18 protein-coding genes, 1 tRNA gene and 2 pseudogenes are annotated in these 22,086 nt (G+C 66.1%); 12 read left to right on the forward strand and 9 right to left on the reverse strand.

The features are described 5' to 3' along the window. Positions 1-41: 41 nt before the first annotated feature. On the reverse strand, positions 42-1,106 hold the full coding sequence (locus ACFQU1_RS11015; RefSeq protein WP_378132364.1) for an ABC transporter permease: 1,065 nt from the start codon (positions 1,104-1,106) through the stop codon (positions 42-44). Then, a complete protein-coding gene (locus ACFQU1_RS11020) occupies positions 1,094-2,590 on the reverse strand; it encodes a sugar ABC transporter ATP-binding protein (RefSeq protein ID WP_378132366.1) in 1,497 nt (498 codons plus the stop codon). The genes ACFQU1_RS11015 and ACFQU1_RS11020 overlap by 13 nt, the downstream gene beginning before the upstream one ends. 166 nt (positions 2,591-2,756) lie before the next feature. Between ACFQU1_RS11020 and ACFQU1_RS11025 the strand changes: the two genes are divergently transcribed. Continuing rightward, a complete protein-coding gene (locus ACFQU1_RS11025) occupies positions 2,757-3,626 on the forward strand; it encodes a helix-turn-helix domain-containing protein (RefSeq protein ID WP_378132368.1) in 870 nt (289 codons plus the stop codon). Between the two features lie 103 nt (positions 3,627-3,729). Here the strand turns inward: ACFQU1_RS11025 and ACFQU1_RS11030 are convergent, their stop codons facing one another. Together ACFQU1_RS11030 and ACFQU1_RS11035 are read right to left on the reverse strand one after the other, a co-directional pair. Next, the gene (locus tag ACFQU1_RS11030; RefSeq protein WP_378132370.1) at positions 3,730-4,257 is read right to left on the reverse strand and encodes a 2,4'-dihydroxyacetophenone dioxygenase family protein; all 528 of its coding nucleotides are present in this window, start codon (positions 4,255-4,257) and stop codon (positions 3,730-3,732) included. Between the two features lie 106 nt (positions 4,258-4,363). Next, on the reverse strand, positions 4,364-5,134 hold the full coding sequence (locus tag ACFQU1_RS11035; protein WP_378132372.1) for an SDR family NAD(P)-dependent oxidoreductase: 771 nt from the start codon (positions 5,132-5,134) through the stop codon (positions 4,364-4,366). Between the two features lie 394 nt (positions 5,135-5,528). Here ACFQU1_RS11035 and ACFQU1_RS11040 point away from each other — a divergent pair, with 394 nt between their 5' ends. From ACFQU1_RS11040 to ACFQU1_RS11080, 9 genes are all read left to right on the forward strand, one after another. Then, positions 5,529-6,500, forward strand: coding sequence for a tripartite tricarboxylate transporter substrate binding protein (locus ACFQU1_RS11040; RefSeq protein WP_378132374.1), 972 nt, complete (start codon positions 5,529-5,531; stop codon positions 6,498-6,500). Positions 6,501-6,669: 169 nt separating this feature from the next. Next, positions 6,670-7,125 (forward strand): tripartite tricarboxylate transporter TctB family protein, encoded by a 456-nt coding sequence (locus tag ACFQU1_RS11045; protein ID WP_378132376.1) that lies wholly within the window; start codon positions 6,670-6,672, stop codon positions 7,123-7,125. Positions 7,126-7,146: 21 nt separating this feature from the next. Beyond that, positions 7,147-8,643, forward strand: coding sequence for a tripartite tricarboxylate transporter permease (locus ACFQU1_RS11050; protein ID WP_378132378.1), 1,497 nt, complete (start codon positions 7,147-7,149; stop codon positions 8,641-8,643). A 287-nt stretch (positions 8,644-8,930) separates the two neighbouring features. After that, entirely contained in the window at positions 8,931-9,134 is a 204-nt protein-coding gene (locus ACFQU1_RS11055) for a 4-oxalocrotonate tautomerase family protein (protein WP_378132380.1), read from the forward strand. A gap of 196 nt (positions 9,135-9,330) precedes the next feature. Beyond that, a complete protein-coding gene (locus tag ACFQU1_RS11060) occupies positions 9,331-10,347 on the forward strand; it encodes an ABC transporter substrate-binding protein (protein WP_378132382.1) in 1,017 nt (338 codons plus the stop codon). Between the two features lie 33 nt (positions 10,348-10,380). After that, complete coding sequence (locus tag ACFQU1_RS11065) at positions 10,381-11,853, forward strand: sugar ABC transporter ATP-binding protein (protein WP_378132384.1); 1,473 nt, start codon at positions 10,381-10,383, stop codon at positions 11,851-11,853. Positions 11,854-11,858: 5 nt separating this feature from the next. Further along, positions 11,859-12,848, forward strand: coding sequence for an ABC transporter permease (locus ACFQU1_RS11070; protein ID WP_378134012.1), 990 nt, complete (start codon positions 11,859-11,861; stop codon positions 12,846-12,848). After that, the gene (locus ACFQU1_RS11075; RefSeq protein ID WP_378132386.1) at positions 12,845-13,810 is read left to right on the forward strand and encodes an ABC transporter permease; all 966 of its coding nucleotides are present in this window, start codon (positions 12,845-12,847) and stop codon (positions 13,808-13,810) included. Before ACFQU1_RS11070 ends, ACFQU1_RS11075 begins: the two co-directional genes overlap by 4 nt. Positions 13,811-14,005: 195 nt before the next feature. Then, on the forward strand, positions 14,006-14,914 hold the full coding sequence (locus tag ACFQU1_RS11080; protein WP_378132388.1) for a ribokinase: 909 nt from the start codon (positions 14,006-14,008) through the stop codon (positions 14,912-14,914). Between the two features lie 9 nt (positions 14,915-14,923). Here ACFQU1_RS11080 and ACFQU1_RS11085 read toward each other — a convergent pair whose 3' ends face one another. Next, positions 14,924-16,366: an NAD-dependent succinate-semialdehyde dehydrogenase gene (locus ACFQU1_RS11085; protein ID WP_378132390.1), complete on the reverse strand. Its 1,443-nt coding sequence runs from the start codon at positions 16,364-16,366 to the stop codon at positions 14,924-14,926. A 626-nt stretch (positions 16,367-16,992) separates the two neighbouring features. On the opposite strand from ACFQU1_RS11085, the gene ACFQU1_RS11090 reads away from it, so the two are divergent. Next, positions 16,993-17,069 (forward strand) — tRNA-Met (locus ACFQU1_RS11090). 66 nt (positions 17,070-17,135) lie between these two features. Here ACFQU1_RS11090 and ACFQU1_RS11095 read toward each other — a convergent pair. Beyond that, positions 17,136-17,561 (reverse strand): hypothetical protein, encoded by a 426-nt coding sequence (locus ACFQU1_RS11095; RefSeq protein ID WP_378134086.1) that lies wholly within the window; start codon positions 17,559-17,561, stop codon positions 17,136-17,138. Here ACFQU1_RS11095 and ACFQU1_RS11100 point away from each other — a divergent pair. After that, positions 17,515-18,459, forward strand: a pseudogene (locus ACFQU1_RS11100) (DUF3363 domain-containing protein); the annotation flags it as partial. The gene ACFQU1_RS11095 and the pseudogene ACFQU1_RS11100 overlap by 47 nt on opposite strands. Positions 18,460-18,764: 305 nt before the next feature. Here the strand turns inward: ACFQU1_RS11100 and ACFQU1_RS11105 are convergent. The 3 genes and pseudogenes from ACFQU1_RS11105 to ACFQU1_RS11115 all read right to left on the reverse strand — a co-directional run. Continuing rightward, positions 18,765-19,712 carry an autotransporter outer membrane beta-barrel domain-containing protein gene (locus ACFQU1_RS11105; protein WP_378132392.1) on the reverse strand — a complete coding sequence of 316 codons (948 nt, stop codon included), beginning with the start codon at positions 19,710-19,712 and terminating at the stop codon, positions 18,765-18,767. A gap of 183 nt (positions 19,713-19,895) precedes the next feature. Next, positions 19,896-21,518 (reverse strand): DUF1254 domain-containing protein, encoded by a 1,623-nt coding sequence (locus ACFQU1_RS11110; protein WP_378132394.1) that lies wholly within the window; start codon positions 21,516-21,518, stop codon positions 19,896-19,898. 74 nt (positions 21,519-21,592) lie between these two features. Further along, positions 21,593-21,970 (reverse strand): annotated as a pseudogene (locus ACFQU1_RS11115) (DUF1214 domain-containing protein); the annotation flags it as partial. Positions 21,971-22,086 lie beyond the last annotated feature (116 nt).

Consider the following 22,086-nt stretch of genomic DNA (forward strand, 5'->3'; position numbering starts at 1 on the left):
CGCTTCTGGTGGCCGTCGCCTGGCTCGCACACGGGCGAAGCTCAGGCGGGCGGCGGGTCGGCTCCCTTGGCAGGCGATGCGATCACGCGGCGTACATGGCCGCGCTTGCGTTGGGCATAGCCGGCAAGCCCGATGGCGAGCAGCAGGGTGAGGCCGTTGAACAGCGGCTCCACATAGAAGGCGCCGCCCATCTGCTGGATGCCGGATATGCCGACCGCCAGAATGGCGACGCCGGCGATCGTGCCCCAGACATTGACGCGCCCGGGCTTGATGGTGGTGGAGCCGAGAAAGGCGCCCACGAGCGCCGGCAGGAGATATTCGAGGCCGACGCTCGCCTGGCCGATCCTGAGCCGCGCCGCGAGTACGACGCCGGCGATCCCGCCGAGGAGGCCGGAGACGACGAAGGCGCCGATGACGTAGCGGCGCGTCGGAATGCCGTTGAGCTGGGCGGCGCGCGGATTGGCGCCGATGGCATAGAGATAGCGCCCGATCGGCAGATATTCCGTGACGATCCACAGCGCGACGGCGAGCGCGAAGACGTAATAGGCGGCGATCGGAATGCCGAGCGGCTGCAAGGTGTAGAGCGCCGTGAAGCCCTGCGGCAGCATGCCGATGACCTGTCGGCCCTCCGTGTACCAGAGGGCGAGCGCATAGAGCACCGTGCCGGTGCCGAGGGTGGCGATGAAGGAATCGATATGCGCGAGCTCCACGAGGAGGCCGTTGAAGAGCCCGAGCGCGCAGCTCAGGACGAGCACGATGAGAACCGCGACCGGCCAGTCGAGCCCGAGCTGCGTCTGCAGCGCAATCGCCAGCACATGCCAGAGCACGATGCCGTAGCCGACGGTGAGATCGATGCGGCCGGCCATCATCGGGATCATGGCCGCGAGCGACAGGATGGCGATGATCGCCTTGTCGCCCAGGATCGAGCGCAGGTTCAGCATCGTCGGGAAGGTGTCGGGCAGCGCGATCGAGAAGATGACGATGAGAAGAACGGTGAGCAGCGGCAGGCCGTAGACGGGCAGAAGGCGCCCGAGGCGCTGGCCTGCGCTCAGGCCGGCGAGCTCGGCCCGGGTCGGTTCGAGAGCGGTCGACTTCAGGGATTGCATGGCGGCTCGATCGCCTCCGGGGGGCCAGGCGTGGGCGCGGGCGTCAGGGACGAGGCCCGCACCAGATGCTCGATGGACAACTGGTCTTCCCCGAGCTCGGCGACGATCTGCCCGCCGCGGAAGACGAGGGCGCGGTGGCAGATGGCTGCCACCTCCTCGAAATCGGTGGAGACGAGGACGACCGCCTGCCCCTCGCGCACGGCCTCGGCGAGAAGCCGGTAGATCTCCGCCTTGGCGCCGACATCGACGCCGGCGGTCGGATCCTCGAGCACGAGTACCGAGCCGCCGATGCGCATCCAGCGGGCGAGGACGACCTTCTGCTGATTGCCGCCCGAGAGCGTCTCGATGCCGGCGGTTGGCGCATTGGGCGTGAGGCCGACCCGCTGCCCGAGGCGGTGCGCCTCGTCCATTTCATGCTGCGGCCTGCGCCAGGCGAAGAGCCGCCGTCCGGAGGCGGCTGGATTGAGGAACATATTCTCCTGCACCGTAAGGCCATGGGCGACGGATTCGGCGAGCCGATCACCCGGCACGAGAGCGACCCCGCTGGCGATCGCGGCCGGCGGCCGCGACAAATCGGGTTGTGCTCCGGCGAGCCGGATCTCGCCCGCGCGGACCGGTTCGGTTCCGATCAAGGCGCGGCCGATCATTTCCTGACCCGCGCCACGCAGGCCGACCAGGCCGACGATCTCGCCCCGACCGACCGAAAAGCCGAGCGGTCCAACCTCGCCGATCGTCACTCCATCGAAGGTGAGCGCCGGCGCATGCTGCTGCCGCGCCGGGCGCACGAAGACGGACCCCGGCGGCCGGCCGATGATGGCGCGCACGACACCGTCGGCATCGGCTTCCTGCGTCCGCCGCTGGTCGACCAGCTTGCCGTCGCGCAAGACGGCGAGCCGGTCGGAGATGGCAAAGACTTCATCGAGCCGATGCGTGACATAGATCATCGCAACGCCGCTTGCCTTCAGTCCGCGCAGCACGCGGAAGAGGAGCTCCACCTCTTCCTTCGGCAGGCTGGCGGTCGGCTCATCGAGCACGAGAACACGGGCATTGACGCCGAGCGCCCGGGCGATGGCGACGAGCGACTTTTCCGTGCGCGTCAGATCCTGGACGCGCCGGTTCGGATCGATGTCATGGGCGATGGTGGCTAGAGAGCGCCCGGCTGCGTCCTCCACGGCTGTCCAGTTGATCAGCCCGCGCCGGCGGCGATAACCCTGGGCGAGGGCGATATTCTCGGCCACGGTCATCCATTCGATCAGGCCGAGATCCTGGTGGATGAAGGAGATCGCCCCGTCGTTCTTCGATGGATCGAAGGTCTCGCCGGAAAACCGGATCTCACCGGCATCCGGCCGGTATACGCCGGCCAGCATCTTGATCAGCGTCGACTTGCCGGCGCCGTTCTGGCCGAGAAGGGCAAGGATTTCTCCGGGGAATAGGTCGAGATCGACGCCACTGACCGCGAGCGTTCCGCCGAACGCCTTGGCCATGTTGCGAAACGAAAGAACAGGTTCGCTCCGCGATGATCGTCGATCATCGCGCGCAGCATCAGCTGTGCCCACCGGTCGTTTCCCCGTCTCGACTGAGTTGACAGCAAAGACATTCTATTTTGTATCGATTAGAGTGGCGTATTCCCGCAAAAGGGGCAACAATTTTTTGATTCAGGTCAACACGATCGCGCGGCTCGGTCGCTCGGCGCGGCCCTTCGAGCCGCTTCTGTCGGCAGAGCGGCGGCTGCTTTCGCCCGTTCCGGCCGCCAGAGCGCTGGCGCTCGGCGAATGGCAGGAGGGCTCGCTCGGCGATCCCTTGCACAAGCTTCTTCTGGTGGTTTCCGGGCAGATCGATCTGGAAGGTGCCTCCGGCGGTTGGTTGATCGTCCCCAACCACCTCGTCTTCATTCCGGCCGATCGCACCTTTGCCCTGCGCGCCTCGCCCGGCACGGTGGTGCAGGTCGCGCATGTCGACCCCGCCGATACCGAATGGCATCACGAAGGCTGCTGGGTCACCGCGGCAAGCCCACTCGCCCGCGAGATGCTGGCACAGGCGGTGCGCTGGTCGGCGGAGGATTTCAGCCGGCTCCCGGTCGCGCGCCTCTTCCTGCGCACGCTGGCGCATCTCTGCGCCGAGTGGTTTTCCAACCCGCGCATGCTGTGGCTGCCGGCCGCCCACTCACCTGAGATGCGGGCGGTCCTCACCTATGTGCGCGATCATCTGGCCGATGCTTCGCTGACGGGAGCCTGCACTGCCACCGGCATCTCGCCGCGCAGCCTGCAGCGCCGCTGCCAGGAGGAACTGCAGCTCGGCTGGCGCCAGCTCATCCGCGAGGCGCGCATCATGCGCGCCATGGAACTCCTCACCCAGGGGCGGCACTCGGTGAGCGCGGTTGCGCGAAGCATCGGCTTCCGCAGTCTCGGCGCCTTCACCGCTGCCTTCTCCGAACGCGTCGGAACAGTGCCTAGCGAGTTCCTGCGCCGTTATGGCGAGGGCGCGCGCGAGCGGGAAAATCGCGGAGCGGATTGGGCTTAAGACACTTGCCGCTAGCTGCTGCGGGTCAGCCGTTCCCCGGAGGGCAATTCATGTGTCGATGGGCGTTGGTCCCCTCGCCCCGCTTGCGGGGAGAGGGGACGCCTTACCGGATGAACTGGTCGATATAGTCGGCGCCGAGACCGTTCTTGGCGTAATGCGCCCGGCATTTGTCGATGCGGGTGAAGACGTCGTCATAGCCGACCGTCTTGCCGTCGGGGTCGACATAGATCATCGCACCGTTCACCTGAAACAGCGTGATCATCTCCTCCACATGCGGGTCGACGACGAGGGTATGCGTCTCGCCCGGCGCCTCATAGGCATAGGAGCCCTCGCGCGCCACCCAGTCATGTTCGAGATAGCGCCATTCGCCCTTGATGACATAGGCATGCACCGGTTGCGGGTGGCGATGGCGTGAGAGCACGCCGGATTTGCGCACCTTCAGCAGGTTCATCCAATAGCCGCGAGAGGCGGCCATCAAGAGCGGCCGGAACCAGACATTCTCCTCGACCGGAACCCAGATGCGCTCATCCGTGGGGATGGCATTCGGGACCACGAGCTCCGGCGGCGATTCCTTCGGCTGGGGATGGCGATAGGGCACCCACTTGTCGTTGGGGGCGGTCTGGTCGGTCATGATTGGTCTCCAACTGTCGAAGCATTTTCAAGCGAGGCGCATCCGGTTCGCGTCGAGACAATGCGAGGAAAATGGCAAGGCGCGTCCGGCTGGAAGGGATCGCGCATCAGACGACGAGATAACCGCCGTCTATGGCGAGAATGGCGCCTGTGACGAAACGGGCGGCGGGGGAGGCCAGAAAGAGCACGCCGCCGGCGACCTCTTCCGGCGTGCCCCAGCGGCCCATCGGCGTGCGCGAGAGGATCGGGCGGCTGCGCTCCTCGTCCTGCTGCAGGGCCTCGGTCAGCGGTGTCGCGATCCAGCCCGGCGCAACCGCATTGACGCGGATGCCGTCGCCGGCCCAGGCGGCTGCGAGGCTCTTCGTCAGCTGCCCGATGCCGCCCTTGGAGGCGCTGTAGGCGGGCACGCGCGGCCCGCCGAAGAAGGTGAGCATGGAGGCGACATTGACGACCGCGCCACGGCGCTCGGCGAGCTTCGTCTTTGCCGCGGCAGAGACGCGCATCGTCCCGGTGAGATTGATGTCGATGACATCCGCGAAGACGTCTGGATCGTGCTCGGCATCGCGGCGGATGACGCCGGCCGCGTTCACCAGGACGTCGAGTCCATCGAGCGTGCCGACGAGCCGCTCGATATCCGCGGCATTGCGCACATCGAGCACCGCGAAGGCAATCCCATCATTGGCGGGATCGTCGGCGGCACGCTGCCGCTCCGCCTCGGTCGCGCCGGTCGCCGTGACCCGGGCACCGAGCGTCTTGAACGCCCGGGCGACCCCGAGGCCGATGCCGCTGGTGCCGCCGGTGATGAGCACTGTGCGCTCCGCAAAGAGATCGGGCGCATAGGCGGTGGTCACGGGCGGCGGGCCTGCGTCAGTGTTCATGATCATCTGTCCAGCGAGAGACTCGCGGGCGAACCGCCCAGGTGGAAATGTCCGACCTGCAGCGGCCGACACGAGACGCGGATGCAAGGGTATCAGTCTTCGGAGCCTCTTCGCGACCTGATTCGCATCCTGGAAGGGCCACTACCGCCATCCCGCGCACCACCGACACTGCCCGGATCTGCGTCCCGATTGGCTGTTCCCTCCATATCCAACTTGGCCGAGCTGAACAAGAACAGAAGCTTGCGGCATGCTCGCGTTGATTGTCGGCGGGAGTCTTTGGTCGAATTGACATGCAACAGCTAGGGCGGGCTTGTTAGCGATCATGATTCCGTTCAGAGAGCAGAACGGACCAGAAGGGAAACGGGCAATCGTCAGCCCGCATCGGAGGAAATACATGCGATCGTTGCTGAAATCGCTGGCCTTTGGCCTGACCGCGGCTCTCCTCGGCCTCGCCCCTGCGGCGCATGCCGAATATCCCGAGCGGCCGATCACACTCATCGTGCCGTGGGGCGCCGGCGGCGGCACCGACGCGACCGCGCGCATCATCGGCTCGCTTCTCGAAAAAGAGCTCGGCCAGCCTATCAACGTGGTCAACCGCACCGGCGGCAACGGGGTCGTCGGTCATTCGGCGATCGCCTCGGCGTCGCCGGACGGCTACACCATCGGCATGCTGACGGTCGAGATCGCCATGATGCATTGGCAGGGGCTGACCAAGCTCACGCCCGCCGACTACACGCCGATCGCGCTGATGAACAACGACCCGGCCGGCCTGCAGGTGCGTGAGGATGCTCCCTACAAGTCGGTGAAGGACGTTTTCGAGGCGATCAAGGCCAATCCCGGCTCTCTCAAGGCCTCGGGCACGGGCCAGGGCGGCATCTGGCATCTCGCCATCGCCGGCATGCTCGATGCGGCCGGTCTGAAGCCCGGCGATGTGCCCTGGGTGCCGTCGAACGGCGCCGCTCCCGGTCTGCAGGATCTCGTCGCCGGCGGCGTGCAGCTCGTGCCCTGCTCCATACCCGAAGCGCGCTCACTGATCGACGCCAAGCGCGTCCGCAGCCTCGTCATCATGGCGGACAAGCGCAACCCGACCCTTCCCGACGTCCCGACGCTGAAGGAAGAGACCGGGCTCGATTGGACCATGGGCGCCTGGCGCGGCATCGCCGCCCCGAAGGGCCTGCCCCAGGACATCGCCGACAAGCTCACCGCCGCTCTCGAAAAGATCAATAAGAGCGAGGAATTCCAGAAGTTCATGAATGACCGTGGCTTCGGCATCAGCTGGGCGCCCGGCCAGGAATTCGGCGCCTTCATGGCCAAGAGCGACGAATCGCTCGGGGCGGTGATGAAGAAGGTCGGTCTCGCCCGCTAGGGCAAAATGCAGATCTTCGGTAAAGCGGGATCGACGCCTCCAAAAGACGTCGTCCCGCTTCGGCATTTTTCGAGTGAGATCCATCCTGGTCCGCGTGAGACAATGCGTCCAATCAAAAGCGTGGAGCCCTTGATCCGTACCGGATCAAGGCTCGAACCGAGGTCTGGTCATGCGTAGATCCGATGTCGTGACAGGCGGCGTTCTCGCGGTGTTCGCCGCTGCCGTCGCCCTGCATGCCCAGACTTTTCCGGACATTCCCGGCCAGCAATACGGCGCGGCGGTCTTCCCGACCGTCGTGGCTGTCGCGCTCGGGATTTGCGGCGTCCTGCTGGTCCTGCGCGGGTGGCGCGCCGCCCCGCGGGAGCCCACCCCGGATCGCGCGCTCTCCGCACACGGAATCCTCGGCTTTGTCGGCACGGTGGCGCTGGTCATTTTCTATGGCGTGGCGGTCGGCTTTCTCGGCTTCGTCCCGACGATGCTGATCGTCATCCTGCCGCTCATGATCTTCCTCGGTGTGCGCTGGTGGGTGGCTGCCATCGTCTCGCTCGCGGTGACATTCGCGACCTTCGAAATCTTCACGGTGCTCCTGCGCGTGCCATTGCCGCAGGGGCCTCTCTTCGGATGATACAGTTCTCTTGGGGTGAACATGCAGGCCATTGAAAAGGCCACCGAGCTCGTCTTCGCGCCCTCCGTTCTCATCACGATCCTGCTGGCGTCGATCTTCGGCATCGTCATCGGGGCCATTCCCGGCCTGACCGCCACGATGGCCATCGCACTGCTCGTGCCGGTCACCTTCTTCATGGATCCGATCCCGGCGGTCGGGGCCATGATCGCCTGTTCGGCCATGGCGATTTTCGCCGGTGACATTCCCGGCACGCTTCTACGCATTCCCGGCACGCCGGCCTCCGCCGCTTACACGGACGAGGCCTATGCGATGACCCGCAAAGGCGAGGCGGAAATTGCGCTCGGTGCCAATCTGCTGTTCTCGGCGGTCGGTGGGCTGTTCGGCACGGCCGTGCTGATCCTCGCCGCGCCGACGCTCGCCGAGGTGGCGCTGAATTTCTCCTCTTTCGAGTATTTCTGGCTGGCGCTTCTCGGTCTCACCTGCGCCGTCTTCATCGGCGCCTCATCCCCGCTCAAGGGCTTGATCAGTCTCTTCATCGGCCTTCTCGTCTCGACGGTCGGCCTCAACAACCCAGCGGGCGTGGCGCGCTTTACCTTCGACAACACCGATCTTCTCGGTGGTATCGGCTTCATCCCGGCCATGATCGGCCTCTTCGCCGTCTCGGAGGTGCTGCGCAGCATGGTGCATGGCGTCACCACCCTGCAGGTGACGCAGGCCAGGATTGGTGGGTTGTTCAAGGGCTGGGGTCGCCTGTTCGCGACCTATTGGCCGCAGCAGCTGCGTGGCAATATCCTGGGCACGGCGATCGGCACGCTCCCCGGCGCCGGTGCCGATATCGCCGCCTGGGTGGCCTATGCCGTTTCCAAGAAATTCTCGCGAACGCCGGAGAAGTTCGGCAAGGGCCATCTCGAAGGGATCGTCGAGAGTACCTCGGCCAATAATGCGGCCCTCGGCGGCGCCTGGGTGCCGGCGCTGGTCTTCGGCATTCCCGGCGATTCCATCACGGCCGTCGTCATCGGCGTGCTCTATCTCAAGGGCCTCAATCCGGGGCCGACGCTCTTCATCAATAATCCGGAGAGCATCTACGCGGTCTTCGGCATCTTCATCCTGGCCAATATTCTGATGGTTCCGCTCGGTTGGGCGGCGATCAAGGGCGCGCGGCCGATCCTCAAGGTGCCGCGCTCCATTTTGATGCCGAGCATCCTGTGCTTTGCCGTCGTCGGCGCCTTCGCCGTCAACAACACCGTTTTCGACGTCTACGTCATGCTGGCCTTCGGCGTCATCGGCTACATCATGGAGGAAAACGACATCCCGGTCGCGCCCTGCATTCTTGGCATCGTGCTGGGCCCCATGATCGAGGACAATTTCGTCACCTCCATGATAAAGTCGGATGGTGGCTTCCTCGCCTTTTTCGAACGGCCGATCGCCGGTGTGCTGGGCGTTGCCACGATCGCCATATGGATCGTGCCACCGCTTCTGCGGGCGCTGCGAGGCGGGCGATCACCGGTCACCGGGTAGGAGGCGGGCCAGATGGTCAACGAGCTGCCGTGTCCCCGTTTGCCGGTTGACTGAGCCGAGCGGGCTGCCGCTGAGCGCCGGTAGGCGATCGGATGCAGCCCAAGCATGCGCCTATTCCGGTTCCTGCTGGCGGCCTTCTTGTCAGCCCTTCGCCGGGGGTGAATGATATCCCAGGGGAGCTCTCCAGCCGTGCGTCGTCTCGCGTCACGGCCCTGCCGCCCTGCCGAAGATCTTTCAACCAAAAGCCCGCTTGCCAGCCGTGGCTGCGGGCGAGGGAGGACCACGCCATGCCTTTCGTGAATATCCGCATCCTGGAAGGTCATTCGCAGGAGCGGAAGAACGAGATGACGCGCCGTATCGTCGACGCCGTCAGTGAGATCGCCGAACTGCCGAAGGAATCCGTCTGGGTGGTGTTCGAGGACATCTCGGCCGACGACTGGTTCGTCGGCGATCGCTCCGTCCGCACCATCCGCTCGGAGAAGCGCTCATAGAAGTCGCAGTGAAGTTCACCTTCGGCGGCGAGGACTATCGCGATCTATTCATCACGGCCTCGATAACACTCTATCGAACCCCGGTGACTGTACCCGGGCGTCCGGTGTACTGAAGCGGCCGCGAATCATTGCTTGCGGCGGCGACGCATTGAGTTGTGGTGCAAACAGCGGGCAAGGCCCGATCGGGAGGACAGTCATGAAATATCTCGTCTCGACAGCAATCGCCGCCGTCATGGTCGCGGCGTCCCTCGGTGCGGCCTCGGCCGAGACCGCGAGCAAGCGCATTGCGCTCTCCAACAACTACGCCGGCAATTCCTGGCGCCAGGCCATGCTCCAGAGCTGGGACAAGGTGACGAAGAAGGCGGTTGCCGACGGTGTCGTCGCGGCGGCCGATAGCTTCACCACAGCCGACAAGGAAGTGCCGACCCAGGCCGCTCAGGTGCAGAACCTGATCCTGCAGGGATATGACGCCATCGTCATCAACGCCGCCTCGCCGGATGCGCTGAACGGCGCCGTCAAGGCAGCTTGCGACGCAGGCATCGTCGTCGTCTCCTTCGACGGTATCGTCAACGAGCCTTGCGCTTATCGCGTCGTGGTCGATTACAAAAAGATGGGCGAGGCACAGGTCGATTATCTCGCGCAGCGCCTGCCCAAGGGCGGCAATCTCCTCGAGATCCGTGGCCTTGCCGGCACGTCCATCGACGACGCCATCCACGCCGGCATCGCGGCGGGCGTCGCCAAGCATCCGCAGTTCAAGATCGTCGGCTCGGTCCAGGGCGACTGGGACCAGGCGACCGCGCAAAAGGCCGTGGCGACGGTGCTTTCCTCGCTGCCCGAGATCGTCGGCGTGGTCGATCAGGGCGGCGACGGCTATGGCGCGGCGCAGGCCTTCAAGGCTGCCGGGCGGCCGACGCCCATCATCATCATGGGCAACCGCCAGGACGAACTCGCCTGGTGGAAGGAGCAGAACAAGGCGAACGGCTACACCACCTGGTCGGCGTCCATCGCGCCGGGCGTGTCCTCGCTCGCCTTCTGGGTGGCGCAGCAGATCCTGGACGGCAAGCAGGTGCCGCATGATCTCGTCGTGCCCTATCTGGAGATCAGCCAGGACGGGCTGGACGAGGCCCTGAAGACGACGCCCGTCGGCGGCGTCGCCAATAAGGAATATTCGCAGGAAGAAGCCGTCCAGGCCATCGCCGCCAATGCCAAGTAAGACGGATCGGGCCTTCCCCGGCCGGTTGATGCCATGATGGGCACCAAGCGCAACATCGTCGAGCTCGCGGGTGTCACCAAGAGCTTCGGCGCAGTGCGGGCGCTCGCCGGCATCGACCTCTCGGTGGCGGCCGGCGAGAGCCTCGGGCTCGTCGGCCACAACGGCGCCGGCAAGTCGACCCTGATGAATGTGCTCGCGGGCACGCTCGCCCGCGATGCCGGCCGCATCGTCATCGCGGGCATGGAGAGGCCGGCCTATTCGGTGACGGTCGCCCAGAAGCTCGGCATCCGCTGCGTCTTCCAGGAGCTGTCGCTCTGCCTCAACCTCACCGTCGCGGAGAACACGCGCATCATCCACCCGCATATCCGCGGGTTTGGCTGGCGCCGCCGCGCCGGTGCGCTGATCGAGGCGAAGCTCGACGAGATTTTCCCGGGCCACGGCATCGCCCCGGACGAGATGGTGGGTGACCTCTCCCTCGGCCGCCGGCAGATGGTGGAGGTGGCGCGCGCCTTTACTGTCACCGACGATCCGCTCAATCTCGTCATTCTCGACGAGCCGACCTCCTCGCTCGATCCCAACACCTCGCGGCAGCTCATCGCTTTCGTGCGCCGCTTCGTAGACGGCGGCGGCGCGACGATCCTCATCTCGCATCTCCTGGGCGAGATCCTGGAGAGCTCGGACCGCATCGTCGTGATGCGCGATGGGCAGGTGGTGGCGAGCGATGCGGCAGCCGCCTTCGACCGTGCCAAGCTCATCGCCACCATGGGCGGCGCGGCCCGCGGCGTCGGCGAGGCTGTTGCGGGTACGGCCCGGACGCGGCGCGCCGATGCGCCGCTCAGCGTCCGCGCCCGGTTGGCCGGCGAACGGCGTGGCATCGAGCTGCGCGCCAATGAAGGCGAGATCATCGGGCTCGCCGGCCTTGCGGGCCACGGCCAGACGGATCTGCTCGTGTCGGTCTTCGAGGCGCGCAGCCGGCGCATCGCCGGCATCGAGGTGACTGCGCCCGTCGCCTTCGTCGCCGGCGACCGGCAGTCGGACGGCGTCTTTCCACTCTGGTCCATCGGCCGCAACATCACCATCCGCTCGATGCGGGCGCTGCGCCGCGGACCGCTCATCGCGCCCGAACGTGAAGATGCGCTGGCGCAGGAATGGCGGGAGCGCATCGGCATCCGCACGCCCAACGTCGGCAACAACATCCTGTCGCTCTCCGGCGGCAACCAGCAGAAGGCGCTGTTCGCGCGGGCGCTCGGCTCGGCCGCCCGCATCATCCTGATGGACGATCCCATGCGCGGCGTCGATATCGGCACCAAGCTCGATGTCTACCGGCTCATTCGGGCCGAGGCCGATGCTGGCCGCACCTTCCTCTGGTACACGACCGAAATGGAAGAGCTCGAGCACTGCGACCACGTTTACGTCTTCCGCAACGGCGTCATCGTCGCCGACCTCGGACGGGGCGAACTCACGGAGGAGAAAATCATCCAGTCGTCGTTCCAGGAGGTCGCGTGAATCCGATGTCCATGCCGGCCAAAGGTACGGGAACCCTGCAGGGCGCCGGCGGCACGCGGCGCATGCTGCGGCGCCTGTTGCCGGCGCTGTCGCTCGCCGTCGTCCTCGTGGCGATCTACGTGTTCAACCCGCGGGCCATCAGCTATTTCGGCCTGAATCTGATGCTCAACCTGGCGATCCCGATCGCGCTCGCGACGATCGCCCAGATGTTCGTCATCACCATCAATGAGCTCGACCTGTCGATCGGCCCCTATGTGGGCTTCGTCGCCTGCGTCACGGCGACCTGGATGCCAGGCGATCCGCTCATTGCCGCCGCCGCCATCCTCGCCGGCATCGCTGTCTATGCCGGCGTCGGCGCGCTCATCCATCTGCGCAACCTGCCGTCCATCGTGGTGACGCTCGGCATGAGCTTCGTCTGGCTCGGCGTGGCGCTCATCATCCGGCCGACGCCGGGCGGCACGGCGCCGGCCTGGCTGCGCGCCTTGGTCGGCTTCCATCCGCCCCTCGTGCCCTTTCCCATTCTGGCGGCCGTGGTCATCGCGCTCGCCGTGCATGTCGGGCTCATGACGACGTCTTACGGCGCCGTGCTGCGCGGGGCCGGCGGCAATGCGGCGGCGATCGGCCGGGCTGGCTGGTCGCTGCTGCGCATCAAGGTCACCATGTTCGCCCTGGCCGGGCTCTTCGGCGCCTTCGCCGGCATGATGCTCGTCGGGGTCTCGACCTCCGCCGACGCCAATATGGCCACTGGCTATACGCTGCTCGCGATTGCCGGGGTCATCCTCGGCGGCGGAGAGTTCATCGGCGGCCGAGTGTCGCCGATCGGCGCCGTCCTCGGCGCGCTCACGCTGCAGCTCGCAGCCGTGGCGCTCAACTTCTTTCGCCTGCCGCAATGGCCCTCGCTCCGCATCCCGCCGGAATGGCAGGTGGGAGCGCAGGGCATCATCCTGATCCTCATTCTGGCGCTGCGGGCTATCATCAATCGGGGGCGGTCATGACGAATGCGACCGGTGCCGCATCCCTGCGGCGCGTCTTCGAGGCGCCCTGGATCTGGTCTTTTCTCGGCGCGGCGGCCGTCTGGGCGGCGGCGATCGCCGTGGCGAGCGGGCAGGGCGCGCAGGGCATGTTGACCGCGGCGCTCGCCTTCGGGGTGTTCACGGTCATCGTCGGCATCGGCCAGATGTTCGTCATCACCCTCGGACCGGGCAATATCGACCTGTCCCTGCCCTCGACCATTGGCCTTGCCAGCGCCATCGCCATGAAGGTGATGGACGGATCGGATACGCGCATCGCGCTTGGTCTTGCGGCGGCCATCGGCGCGGGGCTGGTGATCGGCGTCGCGAATTATCTGCTCATCCGCCTCCTGCGCATCCCGCCGATCATCGCAACGCTCTCCATGAGCTTCATCCTGCGCTCCGTCGGCATCAGCTATGGGCGTGGACTGCAAATCAAGCCGCCGCCGGCCTTCGCCGATTTTACGCTGGCGCGCATCGGCGGCATTCCCGTGCTGGCGATCGCCGCCATCGTCTTTTCCATTCTCGTCGGCGTCATTCTCCACCGCACCGTCTATGGGCGCTCGGTGCTGGCGATCGGCCAGAACATCCGCGCCGCCAAGCTCGCCGGCGTTGCCGTGGAATGGACGAGCCTTGCGACCTACGCGCTCTGCGCCGCGCTCGCCGGCCTCTGTGGCGCCCTGCTTGCGGGCTTCACCGGCGGCTCCTCGCTCGACGTGGGCGCGGAATACCTCCTCTCCTCCATCGCCATCGTTGTCATCGGCGGCACGTCGGTGGCCGGCGGCATGGCCAATGTGCCTGGCCTCTGGGGAGCGGCGCTCTTCCTCTTCATGGTGGCGACGCTGCTCAACACCTCCGGTTTCGGCGTCGGCGTGCGCAACATCTTGACTGGTGTCATCATCATCGCCGTCATCGCCATTGCCGGTGGGCGCCGGCAAAGCCGTTAGGAGCGTATTCGAGCGAAGGGGATACCGGTTTGCGTCAAGAAGGCGCGATAATCGAGAAACGAGCTCTTTCGCGATTCGCGGAAGCACGAAAGAGCTCAGCCGGTTGCGGCGCGCCGCCACATTCTGGCCCGGAGCGCAAGGTCTGGTAACGCACTGCGGTCATGCCATGACAGGGCAGTCCGCCAAGGAGGCTCAATGATTGTCGTTTTCGGTTCCGTGAATGTCGACCTCGTGGCGCGCGTCGATCGCTTTCCGCATGCCGGCGAGACCGTCACCGGCAGCGACCACGTGGTGGCCGCCGGCGGCAAGGGCGCCAACCAGGCGCTCGCCGCCCGCCGCATGGGCGCGGATGTCACCTTCATCGGTGCGACCGGCACGGACGCCTTCGCCGATCTCGCCCTTGCGCATCTTCGCCGCGATGGCGTCGACCTCCGCCATGTCGCGGTGGTCGAGGGGGCGACGGGCCTCGCCTTCATCACCGTCGACGGCTATGCCGAGAACCAGATCGTGCTGTCGCCGGGCGCCAATGGCCGGCTGAAGGCAGCCGCTCTCGACGCTGTCGCGGTGAAGCCGAACGATGTCCTGCTCGTGCAGGGCGAGGTCTCGATGACGGAAACGGAGAAGGCGCTCGCCTGGGGCCGCGAACGCGGCATGCGCCGGCTGCTCAATCTGGCACCGGCCGTGCCCGTCTCGAGCCGGCTCCTCTCGCATGTGGACATTCTCATCGTCAACGAAGCAGAGCTCAGGCAGGTGGCCGAGCGGGTGGGCGCCTCAGGCTCGGCCGCGAGCGCCGCGGAGCAACTCGCGTCCGAACTCGGCCTCGGCGTGGTGGTGACGCTCGGCGCGCTCGGCGCCATCGCCCATGTGGATGGCGAGGTGGCGCGCTCTCCAGGATTTCCGGTGACGCCGGTCGATACCACGGGAGCGGGGGATGCCTTCGTCGGCGCCTTTGCGGCGGCGCTCGATGCCAGCCGGCCGGTGATGGAGGCCGTGCGGCTTGGATGCGCCGCCGGCAGCCTCGCCTGCCTCAAGGCAGGGGCGCAGCCGAGCCTGCCGACGCGCCAGGAGGTCGAGCGGGTTCTGACCGAACCCGCCGCCTCGTGAGCGGAGTGCTCAGCGGCCCAGCTGAGTCACATATTTGGTGTTGAGATAGGCCTCGATCGCCTCGATGCCGCCCTCCGAGCCGTAGCCGGACTCCTTCACGCCCCCGAAGGGCACTTCCGGCAGGGCAAGGCCGAGGTGATTGATGGTGAGCATGCCGACTTCGACGGAATCGGCGAGCGCCGCCATCCGGCCGCTCGACTGGGTGAAGGCATAGCCCGCAAGCCCGTAGGGCAGGCGGTTCACCTCCGGCAGCACCTCCTCGAAGGTCGAGAAGCGCGTCACGAGCGCGACCGGCCCGAAGGGCTCCTCGTTCATGATGCGCATGGAGGGCGTCACCCCGGTGAGCACGGTGGGCTCCAGGAAATTGCCCGTATTGCCCACGCGCTTGCCGCCGGTGGCCAGCTCCGCGCCGTTCTGCACCGCGTCGTTGATGAGGTCCTCGACCGCAAGCCGCCGGCGTTCGCTGACAAGCGGCCCCATGGTGGTATCGGGATCGAGGCCGCTGCCGACCCTCACGGCCTTGGCACCGGCGACGAATTGGTCGAGGAACGCGTCATGGACGCGTTCCTGCAGGTAAAAGCGCGTCGGCGACACGCAGACCTGGCCGGCATTGCGGAATTTCGCTCCGACCATCAGGGCTGCCGCCTGCTTCACATCCGCATCGTCCATGACGATGACCGGCGCATGACCGCCGAGCTCCATCGTCGTGCGCTTCATATGCGTGCCGGCGAGTGCAGCGAGCTGCTTGCCGACGGGCACCGAGCCGGTGAAGGACACCTTGCGGATCACCGGATGCGGGATGAGATAGGACGAGATCTCGGCCGGGTCGCCATAGACGAGATTGAGCACGCCCGGGGCGAGGCCGGCATCGGCGAAGACGCGGATGAATTCGGCCGGCGAGGCGGGCGTGTCCTCGGCCGCCTTAATGACGAAGGAGCAGCCGGCGGCGAGGCCCGCGCCGATCTTGCGCGCCACCTGGCTAACGGGGAAGTTCCAGGGCGTGAAGGCGGCGACCGGGCCGATGGGCTCCTTGATCGCGAGCTGCTGCACGCCCGGCATCCGCGCCGGGATGAGGCGTCCATAGGTGCGGCGCGCTTCCTCGGCGCACCAGTCGATGACGTCGGCCGACATCATGAGCTCGGCCTTGGCCTCGGCGAGCGGCTTGCCCTGCTCGAGGGTCATGACGCGCGCGATCGTCTCGACGCGCTCGCGCAGCAGCTCCGCCGCGCGGCGCATGAGCTTCGAGCGCTCGAAGCCGGACACCTTGCGCCAGGTCTCGAAGCCGCGGGCGGCGGCTGCCAGCGCCCGGTCGAGATCGGCCTTCTCGGCCTTGGCGACGGTGCCGAGCACCTCGCCCGTTGCCGGGTTGAGCACGTCCAGGCTTTGCCCCTCCGTTCCATGTGTCCACACGCCATCGATGAAAAGCAGAACGTCGGGATACGCCGTGGTCATGGATAGAACTCCCATTGGGCGGAGGCTCACACTGGAGAGCGGAAGAGCCGTGCACTATGTCGTCGGCCGGCTGGAGCGCATCTGCCGCTCTCACCGGTCGACCAGTGAAATGGCAGGTCGAGCACGCGAATTCAACTGCCGGGCGGTGGGTCGCGGCGCGACCAATGGCGCAAGGCCAGGGGAAGGCCGGTCTCAGGAAGATGACCGGATTCTGTAGGACTTTGCCGGCTCATCGCACCGTTCAACGGGTGTTGGCGCTATCAGTACGGTGTAGATGCCGTGCTGCCGCTCGGCCTCATTCTGTCGTCGGCGATCGCCGCGATCCTCGACAGGCGTAAAGGGCGAGCGACCGCCCCCCGGTTTCCAAAGCAGACAATCTCGGCAGGGCGAATGATGATTGCCCGTCATGGACGATCGTGGAGTCCTGATGCACCGCTTGCGATCTCGCGTTGTCCCATGCGGCGGCCGAGGGCCGAACTGCGGAGGGCAGGCGCGCGCTCGGGCCTTACGCCGATGTCCGTTGTCCGAGGTGCTTGCGCGGCCGAGCCTTGCCGGCGCCTTGCGTGCAGCTCCTGATTGACAGGGGTGCAATGGCTTCCTTATATCGCAGCCGCGCACGGCGCCGTGGCGGAGTAGCTCAGCTGGTTAGAGCAGCGGAATCATAATCCGCGTGTCGGGGGTTCGAGTCCCTCCTCCGCTACCACGCGTCCCCCACTATAGCGGGCCTGGGGGAACGCCTCTCCGCCAACCAGGGCGGCGAGCTTGCCCTTCACCTCGACCTCGAACCCTGCTCGTGGCCCTTCGGGTGGATAGTCACGCTGTGAACCAGGGCTCTGAAGCTCTGAACCAGCGGACCGCGGTCGTCGTCGGCCGCAGCGTGCTCGATCACGGCCTTGGCCAACCGGTCGACGGTCTCGCTGTACCGTTCCAGGGTCGCAGGATGGAGGCTGATCATCGAAGGCGCTTGGTCCAGGGTCGCGAGCTCCGCATCAACCTCGGCCCGCTGTGCCTTCAGCTCGGCAATCCGGTCCCGGGCGTCTTCCTCGCCGATGATGCCCCTGATGACGAGATCGATCGTGCGCTGCCGCTCGCGCTCGATGCGCGTCCGTTTTGCCTCGAGCCTGGTGCGTGTCGCCGTCCCTTCGGCGGCGAGGCGGGGACCGGACGAACTGGACGTTCTCGAGATCGGGCGCATGCGCAAGCTCGAACGGCTCGGTCTCGCCCGGCCGGTCGGGCCCGGACGATGGATCCTCGCCGAGACGGCCGAGCCGACCTTGCGCGAGCTCGGGATCCGCAACGACGTCATCAAGCGCATCGAGCAGGGACTCGCGGAACGAGACATCGAGCGCGATGGTGCGAGCTTCGTGCTCGCCGGCGAGAGCCTCGCCGAGCCGATCGTCGGCCGCCTGATCGCCCGCGGTCTCGACGACGAGCTGAAGGGGACGGCCTATGCGGTGGTCGACGGCATCGACGGGCGCACGCACCACATCCGCCTGCCGGACCTCGACGCGGCGAGCGACGGTGCTCCCGGCGCGATCGTCGAGGTCCGGCGCTATGACGATGCCCGGGGCCGCAGCCGCATGGCGCTCGCCGTGCGCTCCGACCTCGGCCTCGAGAATCAGGTGATCGCGCCGGGCGCGACCTGGCTCGACCGGCAGCTCGTCGCCCGCGGGCCTCTCCCGCTCGGCGAGGGCGGCTTCGGCGCCGAGGTGCGCCGGGCGATCGAAGCCCGGGCCGACCATCTGATCGGGGAGGGGCTCGCGCGCCGGCAGGGGCGACGGCTCGTCCTCGCGCGCGATCTCCTCGACACGCTCCGCCGACGCGAGCTCGACGCCGCGGCCGAAAAACTGTCCGCCGACACCGGCCTGCCGTATCGGCCCGCCGCGGCAGGCGAGCCGGTCGCGGGCACCTATCGCCGGCGGATCGACCTCGCCTCGGGCCGCTTCGCCATGATCGACGACGGCCTCGGCTTCGCCCTCGTTCCCTGGTCGCCGTCCCTCGAGCGGCACCTCGGCCGCGAGATCTCCGGGATCGCCCGGACCGACGGCGGCATTGCCGGGAGCTTCGGCCGGAAGAGGGGGCTCGGGTTGTGACGGGGCCGCTCGCCCCGGTCCGACGCCACAGTATGTGCAGGGGTTGGGGGCCGACACGCTTGACCCGAAGCAGACTCGCGGACACCGAGCCATGGGTGGCCGCTTCGCGCCCCATAATGGTCATTCCCGGGCTTAAAGGATTCGCCCGACAGCGGACGTTCGTTCGGCCGCGTCTGCCGAGCGGATTTAGAACGATCGTGCAATCAGCGTTCTTACCCGAGGCTGGGCGCCGAGCGCTCGCAGAGGAACGTCTGTTCCATGACAGCCGCGCTGATCGTACAAGCTGGGGGACCTGTGGCAGTTCGTCAGAAATGGAGTGCCATGCTGACGAACGGCCCGTGCATGGTCGTGTCGTAGCGGAAAGTGCCCGCGTGATTGCCGCTCGCTTCATAGTCCGTGTAGAGCACCCGGTAGCCGACGGCGGTCGACAGACTCTCGGTCCATTTGTAGCCGACTGAGACGAAGCCTTGCGAGGTGATCTGCGAGCCCACGCCGAAGCCGCCGATATCCACGAGCCCATTCAGGAACCATCGATCGGCCATGCGATACTGCAGGGCGAGCCCGACGATCGGGTCGATCCAATCTTTTCTTTGCTCATTGCTGAAGCTCAGCGCCGGGAGGGCACCCGGAGTAAGTGTCGCGTCGAGCGTGAGGCGCTGATAGCGCAGACCGGCCGTGACGCTGAGGTCGAGGTCGGGGTTGCCCAGCGGCAGGCGGTAGCCTGCAATGGCGGAGGCTATAAGCAGGCGCTGCTTGAATTTTGCGGTCGGGTTGTCGGCGACGTTCAGGGTCGCGTCGTCGGAGAGCTGCGACCATATGAGATCGGTGAGGATCATCCAGTCGCCGTTCTTGGCGAGGAAGGACCCCATGACGGCTCCGTCCAGCTTCTCCAGGACATCGGAGATGGAGGCGTCCACCTTGGCGGGCGGCAGGTTGCGGACGCCGACGGTGCCGTCGAGGGCCGTGAGCCAGCCGTAGAACGTCGCCTGGAATGTCCAACCGGGCAAGGCGGCAGGCTGAGTAGGAGGCGATGGGGGCAGGTCCGCGGCAGACCCTAATCGTGCGAACGCCGCAACACCGAGCATTGCTACGAGCACCGTCCGGAACAGTCCTGCCACACCATCCTCCTCAAGGGCCGCCGCCGGCCGTAAGCCCACAACGGCGGCGTTCGCCTCATGAACCTCGCGAATCGCGCTCGGCCCGACCACAATTTGCTTCCAGCATGCGCGAAGTCCGAGCAGTGCGTCGAGCATCTCCCCGCGGTCGTACTAGGCGTGTTCTTCCTCGGCCCCGTCTATTTGACGATGGACGTCGGTGATTGCGCCAGTCGCCGACCTCGGCCGTCCCGTACGCTTCGCCCGCCAGTCCTTCGCCGGTCGTTCGCCCTCTCGACGACTTCGGCGGAAACGCCAATACCGCGCCCTATGCCGTGGGGCTTACTGCACCAAAGCGATTTCACTCGGCCGCCAGGACTTGTCGAAGAAGGACGGGAGCGGGCTATAGAGGCGCAGAATCGTGAACCAGCCCTTCTTGGGGTCGGTCTGAATCCAGTTGCCGCGAGCTACACCTTTGGGCTGGTTGGGGCCGAAATAGACCGTTGTGGTGCCGTCGCTGGCCGCCTCCGCTGCGGGTGAAGGATAGCCTTGGCTGCCGGCGCGCGGGTATTTCTGCGGCGTCTGCAACATCGAGCGCGTCTGATTGTCATAGAGCGTGAAGGACCAGAACGCTGCCGCCGGAACGTCCTTCGGCAGGGTCACCTTGTAGGTCTTGGCACCATCGAACGGTTTGCCGTCGGAATCGAGGAACCCCATCAGGTACTGCGAGCCCACACCGGGGATACGCATGATCATGCCCGGCGAATCGAGCGTGTAGCCGTAGTAGAAGGCCGTGCGCGAATCGAGGGTGCGAGCGCCCGTCGGCGGTAAGGGCTTGAAGATGCCGCCCTCGAACGCGGGCGGAGGCGTCTCGAAGAAGGCGCCACCTTCCCACAGCATGTTGCCCCAATGCGAACCTTCATAGTAGGCCCACTCTGGATGCTTCATTGCAAAGCGCCAATTGAGCGCCCGACCCGTCGCCTGCCCGACCGCTGCGGCTTCGGACAGGATCTTCTTCATCCGATCGTCCGGCTTGAACGGCTTGCCATGCACGATGCCGATCGCGGCAAGCTGGCCGGCAAGTTCCACGTCGTAACTGGTGGCGGGCTGGTTCTGGACGTTCTCGTTGATCAGTTCGAAGAAGCCGAAGTCACTGGGCGGGATCGTATTGAACGAACGCCCCGAAGCTTCGATGAACTTCGTCTCGGGAACCTTCGGTTCGCCGGCGATGCGCACGGTTCCATCGAGGGCCTGGGCGATGCTGGAGCCGAAGGCCCCGGGCTGATAGGGATAGACCTTCATGTTGCGCTTGATGTTCTCCACAGCCGGCTTCGGATCGTTGTCGACCAGGTTCGCACGCGATGCATAGAGCGCGAAATTCGTCTTCGATCGGGCAATGAAGTAGCCGCCTTCCGGCAGCGGCCCTTTATAATCGGGGCCGACGATCAGGTACTTGCCGCCGAGTCCCCGATCGGGCCCTGGCTTGCCAATGTCGATGATCCACGAGAACCACATGTCGTTGATCGTGCCTGTGGCCCCCGACGGCTGCTCGATCACCATCGGGCCTTTACTCAGGTCGAGACCAGTGAAGTAGTATACTGTGTCTGCATTCGCGGTCAGGAACAGTGAGTTCGAGTCCATCAGCTCGGAGAAGATGACGACGTCTCCAGGCTTGGCGCCGATCTCCTCGACACCCTTGGCGATGGCCAGTGCGGACGCTCCCCGGAAGCTATTGTTGTAGACGTTGAGCGCGCGGGTGAAGTCCAGCGTGTCGTATACTTTGCGGGCGGTTTCGGCGGTTGGTGCACCGTCCTTGAACTCCAGAGTGCCGATGCGCGTCTGTGCCGCGTCGGGTGCGCCAAGCGATCGAACGGCCTCCTGCGACACCTGCGCGACGACAGCGACGGTGGGCAGCGTGAGGGCAGCGACCACGGTAGCGCCGGCCAATTTCAGGTAGCGTTTCATGGCTTTTCTTCCTTTGTCGCAGTTCGGGATTTGCGGTGCCTCACCCGGCACCGCGCACGGCATGGTCGCGATGATCACCGCGCCACATTCACACCGGGCGGTCGCCAAGTGCCGTTGCCGACTGGCAGGACCGACGGCTGCCCGGTCTTCGGCCAATACATCCGCGACGACAAATAGATTGGCCGATCCGGTGCCGGCAGCCAGTTCGCCTCCTTGTCCGCGCCGGGGGAATCTTTCTGAAGGTAGAGAGTTAGCGAGCCGTTGGCATTCTTCTTCATGCTCGGCAGCATTGCGGAGTTGATGAGATAGCGATTGATAGGGTTCTCGATCAGGAGCTGCGTCTTTCCGTCATACATCGTCACAGACCAGAACGCGCTGACCGGCGGCAACTGTCCGGCGGAAAATGTCAGCGTGTACTTCTCCTTGCTGCCGTCGAGCTTTTCGCCATTGGCGATGTTCTTCGCCTCAATCAGACTGGGCCATTCGGCCCTCGCCGTTTGGCAAGACAATGCCAGGATTGTGCCGGCCAATCCGAGGATTGCAACGCCAGCCGCCCGGCTGAATTGCG

Source organism: Chelatococcus sp. GCM10030263, assembly GCF_042666455.1.
Taxonomy (GTDB): Bacteria; Pseudomonadota; Alphaproteobacteria; order Rhizobiales; family Beijerinckiaceae; genus Chelatococcus.